Below are 8093 nucleotides of genomic sequence, written 5' to 3'. Positions count from 1 at the left end.
CTCAATTAACAATCTTATTTACATGATTTATGCTACTGCTAATAAGTTAGATATTAATGTTAAACCTCATTAGGTTATTTTATTTCCTTTACAGCCTAATTGAACATCCTCTATCAAGGCTCAGGCAGTCAAGCGCTCTCCTTGACGGGTTGAGTCTTGATAGAGAAACTATGAATAGGCTGTAAGGTAAAAACATCTATTAACCTATTCGTATTTTCTAATACCAATACTAGATGGCGAAGAGCCAAATCTTTTTTACTTTTAAGCATTTTTCTGCTTCTAATAAGACTTTTTCGTTTGACAAATTTCTCCACCCCTTTATATGGGTAATGACAAAAAAACATCAAACGACGGATTCAGTGTTGACCAATCATTTGATGTTCTATATTTTATTATGTTTTCTAAATTACCATAAGGTAGATTATTTGAAAAATGACAATTTCATTTTCTATTTTAGTTAATAGAAACCTTATATTAACTCAGTTTAATAAAGAAGTGCCTGGAAATTCTGAAAAATTTCAAACATCACAGGACTAAGTAAACTAATTCGCTATTAACTCCATCTTTCCTTCTAGATAATGTAAAAATATTCAAAAATAATTTAAACAGGTGGTTTTTGAAAATACTACAATCAATCCAATATTGTGTATTTACAATAGTAATCAAAAAATTTGTTTTCCACTTTTACTCCATAGACTCTTCCTACAAGGAGTATTTCAGATAACATTTCCGTATTAACGACATTCCCGATTGTTACAGGCGTTTCCGAACCTTAGAAAGCTCTTTTCTTAGGTTTGGGAATGCGAACTCGGTTCATTCTGGAATATGCTGCTTGTATAAGCTATCAAACTACTTTGTATATTCTTCTATGTAATCCTGCTTCGGGCGACCACGCTAATGCCTTATATCTTTTATTTTAAATTGACATTAGTTTTCTACAATTCTTTTAATTACACTAATCCAATCATTACTAGTTACCGAATAATTCCATTTTTTATATTCATCTCTTCCAAAATAATTAGCATAAGATTGAATTAATTCTTTTACTTCTTTTAATTTCGTTAATTCTTGGTCACTTAATTTTCTTTCTTTATCGGCATTTATGATTCTATTTAATTTATCAAGATAAAAATATTGTTCAAGGTAATAAAAATTTGAATCTATATCCACATTTTTAATCTTTTTACTCAATTCTTGTAGTTCCTTAATCCCAAAGGCGAACTTTTTATATACCTCAGTTAATTCTTGTATCTTTTCTTTATTAATCTCACTGTTATTTAAAATGTCCCCTAAGATTATATTTGCGATGTTTATTGAAAAACCAACGGTCATAAATTTTTGCTCAATTTCATGATTAAAGTATTTCAAACCCATCAGGGTCTTTAATATAAATTTGTCTTGAAAATCGTTTTACAATAACTTCTTTATTATTTTCAACATATCCTTTATCTTTTAATTCTTCAAGCATTTCGTCAATATTTTCCACATAATATCCAATGTGTCTAAAATTGTCTACTACCTTCTTAAAATTATCTTTTTCAGAAATAAATAATTCATGACCATCGCCTTGAAGGATAGCGTAATTTTTACCGTTTCGTTTTGTGCCTTTATCTATTAATCTATATTTAAGAACATCTTGGTAGAAATCAATGAACTTATTAACATTCGATACATATCTGTTAAAATGATCTATTACAGGTTTCAATTTATATCCACTCCAATCTCTCAAATTACATTATATGTAAAACATTGCATAGCATTTATGATAAAAATAAAACTAACTTTTTTGGTTATTTTGTTTCAGCCGGGACAGCTGGGCTATAATCGCCACATTTCCTATAACGGTCTCTTATTCACGAGTCTTTTCCTCTTATCGCTTCGGGCAACCAAGGGCGTTAGCCCACAGTGTAAATATTTTGTTAGCTGATGTTGCTGACAACACTGCTTTAACATATAACTAATTTATTTTTTTAAACTTAACAATATCAAATCCATCTTCTTCATTGAAATTCTTAGAATAAATTTCTTCTCCATCTTGTTTTCCTTTTATAATTAAAGTATCATCTTTTAGTTCAAATATTGCATATATTATAGAAAATTCTTCATCCTTGTTTATTTCTAATTTTATTTTTAATGGTTTTTCAGAACTATCTATATAGTATTTTCCTTCTAAGTTCTCTTGAAATGGTGTAGTTAATCTTATTAATCCATCTTCAAATTCCCAAATCACATTTTTTTCAATTTGACTTGGAGGTATTCCGTTAGATTCATATAATTCCCATCTACCGTTCAATGGTGGATCATTTTGACATCCAGCTATGATAACCAAATAAAAAATTGAAAAAAAAAGTGATACTTTTTTCATTGCATCCTTCCTCCTATAGAAGAAGATTAATTACAAAAACCCCTTTTGAATTCATACTTTCTAATAACTTTTAAGTCACTTTAAAAACTCTTTGTTTATCATGAAGCAATGTCAGCTAACGGTCTCGTTTCACGAAGCCCTTGAGCTTACAAGCGTTTGCGAGCCTTAGTTAGCTCTTAACTTGGGCTCAGGAATGCCGACTCGGTTAGCAAAAGGGTGTGTCGACTGTTTATGCTTCTTCGATTCTTTTTGAATCTACTTCTATTTGTCTTTTCTTCTTATCGCTTCGGGAGACCAAGGTGTACTTCATATGAATATGCTTCTTTGCTATCGCCGCAGTGTGAATATTGTGTTAGATGATATGTCATGCCCCGTGACTCGGGGAGCACCATGGACGGCGCTCCCTTATAACCTTTCAAGTCTTATAATACACATGATTTGAATAATGAGAACCAACTTTATATTGACATCTATTTCTGATATTATGGGATCTATTTGTATTTGCTATATTGCTCCAAAAAAGTACTGTCCGCAATCTTGGAGAAAGTTAAAGGCGTCCATCCTTCTTCTGGGTGTTTTATATTTTCACTTGTCGCTGCCCAAATCATGTATGGTTCTAAAGGTAAACGGTCTTTCACTTTTAAGTGCAGACAATCGCGCACTAAAAGTCCATCTTTAGCAATTTTTTTAGAATCAAAATAAATCCTTGCTCCTGGGATATATGGATGATTTATATCGTAGCATAAATTCATTCTCTGTTTTGATGCAACAACAACCTCACTCCATGGATTGCCCATTGCGCCGAACATTATATAATCACTATAATCTACAGGATCACCGAGAAGATGTCCAATTGGTTTTTGCTCTGTAATGTCTCCATCTTTCTTTGCAATATTCCATGATTTTAGATATCCGCACTTTTGTATATTATTCCACGACGAGGCTGATGTACTATGAATTAGTACTTTTGGCTCAAATGGTCGCAATTCTCTGTCGGTATTACAATGGTTATGATACTCAATTTGAGCTTTTTCGTAATCTTCTTTTTCGATTGAAAGTATTATATTTCTGTTACATTGTATTTCGTATAATAAAAAATCCATGAGATGAAATTGCCAACCGTCAAAACATTTGCTCAGGAAAACGGAGAATAAGTTTCTGTCATCTTTTCCGGCAACATTTTTATTTTTTTCATCATATGTCAATTTAAGCATCGCCCAACTTTCCCTATATAATCCATCATCTGAAAAGGGGTTCTTGTTGTCCGATGTGAATGATGTATCAACTACATAAATATTACTCATATTTTATCTCCTTCACAAAATTATTAGTTCATAATAGACATTAGTTGTAGTCTAGCTAACAATTGATAAATAAAAATCGACGAAGCATATCCCGGAAAATCCGCGCACAGACCCATCTCATGATTTATTTTTTTTGTTTTTTTTCCTAAAAACAATCTCAGCGACTAAATAAGTAAATAAAGCCATAAAAAATATTCTAATAGTAAATTGAGTTATCTTTCCGTATCTTAATTCCTCATAAAATCCCCATATAGCTCCAAGAAAAAATGAAGTTAAGACTGCGACAATTTTTGGTTTCTTGTGCATAATTTTTTCCCCTATCCGTTTTGAGTATGTACATCTGTATTTTCAATTTAAATAAATAAAAAGTTTTTGAGTGTTTTGAGTGGTTTTGAGTGTTTGTAGCCTTTTTCTCATAACGGTTTCGTATTCTCGACGCCCTTGAGCTTACAAGCATTTCCGAGTCTTAGATAACTCATATCTTAGGCTCGAGCGTACCGACTCGGTTAATTCGGGAATGTGTCACCTGATCGCGCCTCTTCGATTTTTTTTGAATCCGCTTTTATTTCCAAGGGCGCTAGCCCGCAGTGTGAATATTGTGTTATCGGACATCTATTTTTATTAATTATTTATATATTTCTTCTTGTTTTATCATAATAATGATATAATAATATTAAATATAATGATATGAGGTGGTTCAAATGCCAATTATTCGTCCAATCTCTGATTTAAGAAATAACTTTAATTTAATTTCTGAAACATGTCACAAGGAAGGTGAACCTGTTTTTATAACTAAGAATGGTCAAAGTGATCTTGTTGTAATGAGTCATGCTCTTTATGAAAAACAACAAGCTTTAATTGAACTATACCAAAAACTTGCTGTAGCTGAACAAGAAAGTGCCAATAATATGGAACGAATTACGCATGAAAGTCTAATGGGTAAATTGAGGGCTAAAGTAAATGGAAAAGATATATCAAATTAAATACTTACCAATAGCTCAACAAGATTTAACTGAATTAATAGAATATATACAATTAGATAATCCTGATGCTGCTTTATCATTTCTTGATAAGATAGATGTTACAATTTCTCGATTGGCTTACTTTCCATATTCAGGATCAATACCTAGAGATAATCGTCTTAAAGCTCTTAATTATCTCATGTTAGTGTTCGATAACTATTTGGTTTTTTATGTTGTAATAGACGATGTTGTTGAGATTAGAAGAATATTACATGGTAAAAGAAAATATAATTTCCTTTTTTAGCACATTTTCTTTGGTGTCCGATAACGGTCTCGTATTCGCGACGCCCTTGAACTTACAGGCGTTTCCAAGCTTTAGATAGCTCTTATCTCGAGCTCGGGAATGCTGTCTCGGTTAATTCCGAATGTGTCGCCTGATTGCACCTCTTCGATTTTTTTTTTGAATCCGCTTCTATTTGTTTTTACTTCTTATCGGCCCCTTATCCTGTTTATGACTAACCCACTGATGTAAGTGTATTAAAAATCGCAAAAGAAAAAATAAGTAATAAAGTTAATATTCCATAAATGACTGTCCCTACTATACTACAGACTTTTCCTGCGATTGCTAATCCTCTACCATTTTCATTTGAATTTTCAATTTCCTTTATACTTTTATTGGCGTAAATTATACCAATAATACCAATTATTAATCCAAGATATGGAATTACTATTGACAATATCCCTATAACTAATGAGATAATCGCTTTGCTATTTGTTTGCCTTGCTTCATGCGTCATATCCAATCCTCCTCCCATTTTTATTTTGTATCTTAAAGAATTATATTGGTAACAAAATTATGCTGCTACACTTTTAAAACTATCTTATGTGCACTAATACTCCAAAATTCCCGCTTTTAAAAAAACCGCTTCATGGACGGCGCAGCCAATCGTCCAGTTACAGCTAACAGTCATTATTCACGACGCCCTTGAACTTACAGGTGCAGACTGAGCTTAGAAATGCTTTTCTTGGCGAAGGCAAGCCGACTAGGTTAGCGAAAGGGTGTGTCGCTGATTACGCTTATTCGAAAGTGAATCACTTCTTGGTCGCTACTTCATAATCTCCCGAGACCAAGGCGTTAGCCCGCTGTGTGAATGCTTTGTTATAGGATGTGACTCTCTCCATAGTTTCTAAGAGTATTTAAATATTTCATTTCTCTTTCAATATGTATCTTTCTATATAAATCTCGGTATAACCAAAGTTATTTTTTTTATCAAAAATATTTCCACTTTCATCATATATATTTCCTTTAAGAAATACATTTGCATATTTGATTCCAAACACTCCTCTTACTTTCACTATAGTGAATAACTTTCCGGTTCTCTTGTCTATTTGAACTGATTCAACCTTAAGGTTATTCACAAAAAATATTCTTTCAAGAGGATTATCTAAAGAGAATCTGGATAAATTTATCGCTTCAATGCCATAATCTTTTAATTCTAAAGGCAAATCATTAATACCATCACTCATAATGTATTTCGGAATTAAGGTTCCCATAATAATAACAAAAATTAGAAAAAGAAAATTAAATATTTTCATAAAATTACTCCATAGCTCATAATAAGTTTTAATAATTGACTATGATAATGATAGTTAATTAAAACTCCTGTAACCAAGCCGCTTTTTCGCAGTGTGAATGCATTGTTATGTGATGATCCCATTTTTTCAAAGTTACAGGTATAGTCTATTTTATCGTAGTGATATCATATGTTTGTAATTCGAAATCTTCAATCTTAATTTTATATACAGATTCACCTATAACATTATTAAAATCACCATTTTTTAAAACAAGGCAAGCATTATCATCAATACCCCATCCAATTTCAGTTTTTGTTTTTATCATCCCTTCAACTAGATTAGATGAATCATTCCATTTTGAAAGATGAACACTCACTAGCATATTATTGAATAAACCTAAACCCTCTTCAATTCTCATAAAACCATCATCTGTATCATTTGGAGAAACTAAACATATTTTAGGCATAATTAATGCACCTGCTGAGTTGCCAGCAATTGGTACACCATTGTTATATCTTTCATGAATAATATTACGAATTGGTTCTGATGAATAGTACGCATTATATAGTAATGTATTTCCACCACCAATAAATATACCAGTAGCTTTCCTTAACTTATTAATTACACTTTCATTGTCCAATCTACCTATTTGATCAGGCATAATTACATAATATTTTTTTATATTTCTTTTTATCCACGGATCTACATATCTAGGTAGATACTCTTCCCATCCCTCTCGATATAATAATAGAAGCGCAATAATAGCATTTGACCCACCGGCTCTTGAAATAAATTGTTCTGCAACTTCGTCTATAGACGGGTTACCACCTATTAAAAAAAGAAATTTATCTGTGTTAACATTCATAAATATTCCTCCATCTTGCATGTAATTACAAGGGATTGTCACATAACGATCGGTTATTCACGACATTCCCGAATGTTACAGGTATGTTCGAGTCTTAGATAGCTCTTATCTCAGACTCAGGCGTGCCGACTCGGTTAATTCGGGAATGTGTCGCCTGATTATGCTTCTTCGATTCTTTTTGAATCTACTTCTATTTGTATTTTCTTCTCATTGCTTCTTGTGACCAAGGGCGTTAGCCCGCAGTGTGAATATTTTGTTAAGTGAAGGCCCTCTTAGAACTTACTTTTCAATTGTTCATTTATTGCTTAAACAAAAATGTAGTAATTGTTAAAAATATATATTATTTACCCTTTCACCTTAAATCTAGAAATACTCAAATAATTTTAGGTGATTTAAATCTACTGATTAATTACATCCATTCCTAACCATATTACTAATATAGTAAATGGTACAATAAGCAACCAAGATAGCCACAAAACTCTGCGATGTAAAAAATATGCTGAAGCGAATTGAAATAAAGGTAAGATAACCATAAAATATTTAAATCTTGGCGTACCACTTAAATATATTGATATAGGAAATGTTAGAATAGAGCCAATAATAACTAAACGTACTTTTTTAGTAATAATCCCTATAATTGATAATAATAACGACGTAATCATTCCAACCCAACCAACAAATAATTGAACTATAAAAGGAACCAACATATCACTCCCTTATTTAAGTAGTAAACCTCAAATGATTAATATAATACCTTATGAAAAATAGATTTATGGATTTGAGTCAATATATTGGACACAAAAAAGTTAACTCTTATGCTGAATGTTTCAATTGATCTTCGATGGCTTGAGGAGTCAAATAACCTAAAGCACTATGTATTCTTCTTCGGTTGTACCAGCCCTCAATATATTGAAAAATTGCTATCTTAGCAGAATAGTAATCTAGATATTGCACGTGATTTACTTCTTCTTTTTTCAATATAGCATGAAATGATTCAATACAAGCATTATCATAGGGATTAC

Annotated in this window: 12 protein-coding genes; 2 read left to right on the top strand and 10 right to left on the bottom strand. The window is 31.7% G+C overall.

Going from position 1 to position 8093, the window contains the following annotated elements; all coding sequences use genetic code 11:
• Positions 1-927 precede the first annotated feature (927 nt).
• The 5 genes from BHF71_RS08175 to BHF71_RS08155 form a co-directional block, all read right to left on the bottom strand.
• Positions 928-1368, bottom strand: a complete 441-nt coding sequence (locus BHF71_RS08175; protein ID WP_176717338.1) for a hypothetical protein — start codon at positions 1366-1368, stop codon at positions 928-930.
• Positions 1355-1705 carry a VOC family protein gene (locus BHF71_RS08170; protein ID WP_069657178.1) on the bottom strand — a complete coding sequence of 117 codons (351 nt, stop codon included), beginning with the start codon at positions 1703-1705 and terminating at the stop codon, positions 1355-1357. The genes BHF71_RS08175 and BHF71_RS08170 overlap by 14 nt, the downstream gene beginning before the upstream one ends.
• A 252-nt stretch (positions 1706-1957) precedes the next feature.
• Positions 1958-2365, bottom strand: a complete 408-nt coding sequence (locus BHF71_RS08165; RefSeq protein ID WP_069657177.1) for a hypothetical protein — start codon at positions 2363-2365, stop codon at positions 1958-1960.
• Between the two features lie 491 nt (positions 2366-2856).
• Positions 2857-3669 (bottom strand): hypothetical protein, encoded by an 813-nt coding sequence (locus BHF71_RS08160; RefSeq protein ID WP_069657176.1) that lies wholly within the window; start codon positions 3667-3669, stop codon positions 2857-2859.
• A 117-nt stretch (positions 3670-3786) separates the two neighbouring features.
• Complete coding sequence (locus BHF71_RS08155; RefSeq protein ID WP_069657175.1) at positions 3787-3975, bottom strand: hypothetical protein; 189 nt, start codon at positions 3973-3975, stop codon at positions 3787-3789.
• 395 nt (positions 3976-4370) lie between these two features.
• On the opposite strand from BHF71_RS08155, the gene BHF71_RS08150 reads away from it, so the two are divergent.
• Positions 4371-4652: a type II toxin-antitoxin system prevent-host-death family antitoxin gene (locus BHF71_RS08150; RefSeq protein WP_069657174.1), complete on the top strand. Its 282-nt coding sequence runs from the start codon at positions 4371-4373 to the stop codon at positions 4650-4652.
• On the top strand, positions 4630-4935 hold the full coding sequence (locus BHF71_RS08145; RefSeq protein WP_069657173.1) for a type II toxin-antitoxin system RelE/ParE family toxin: 306 nt from the start codon (positions 4630-4632) through the stop codon (positions 4933-4935). The genes BHF71_RS08150 and BHF71_RS08145 overlap by 23 nt, the downstream gene beginning before the upstream one ends.
• A 211-nt stretch (positions 4936-5146) precedes the next feature.
• Here the strand turns inward: BHF71_RS08145 and BHF71_RS08140 are convergent, their stop codons facing one another.
• From BHF71_RS08140 to BHF71_RS08120, 5 genes are all read right to left on the bottom strand, one after another.
• Positions 5147-5428 (bottom strand): DUF4190 domain-containing protein, encoded by a 282-nt coding sequence (locus BHF71_RS08140; RefSeq protein ID WP_069657172.1) that lies wholly within the window; start codon positions 5426-5428, stop codon positions 5147-5149.
• Positions 5429-5837: 409 nt separating this feature from the next.
• Complete coding sequence (locus BHF71_RS08135; protein ID WP_069657171.1) at positions 5838-6227, bottom strand: hypothetical protein; 390 nt, start codon at positions 6225-6227, stop codon at positions 5838-5840.
• Between the two features lie 145 nt (positions 6228-6372).
• Positions 6373-7071: a cyanophycinase gene (locus BHF71_RS08130; protein WP_069657170.1), complete on the bottom strand. Its 699-nt coding sequence runs from the start codon at positions 7069-7071 to the stop codon at positions 6373-6375.
• A gap of 398 nt (positions 7072-7469) precedes the next feature.
• Positions 7470-7775, bottom strand: a complete 306-nt coding sequence (locus tag BHF71_RS08125; protein WP_084024426.1) for a hypothetical protein — start codon at positions 7773-7775, stop codon at positions 7470-7472.
• A gap of 109 nt (positions 7776-7884) precedes the next feature.
• Positions 7885-8093 (bottom strand): integrase core domain-containing protein (locus BHF71_RS08120; RefSeq protein WP_141705358.1); only part of this gene is annotated, 209 nt, incomplete at its 5' end.

Source organism: Vulcanibacillus modesticaldus (assembly GCF_001730235.1).
Classification (GTDB): Bacteria; Bacillota; Bacilli; order Tepidibacillales; family Tepidibacillaceae; genus Vulcanibacillus; species Vulcanibacillus modesticaldus.
This window is presented reverse-complemented; position numbering and strand designations above follow the sequence as displayed.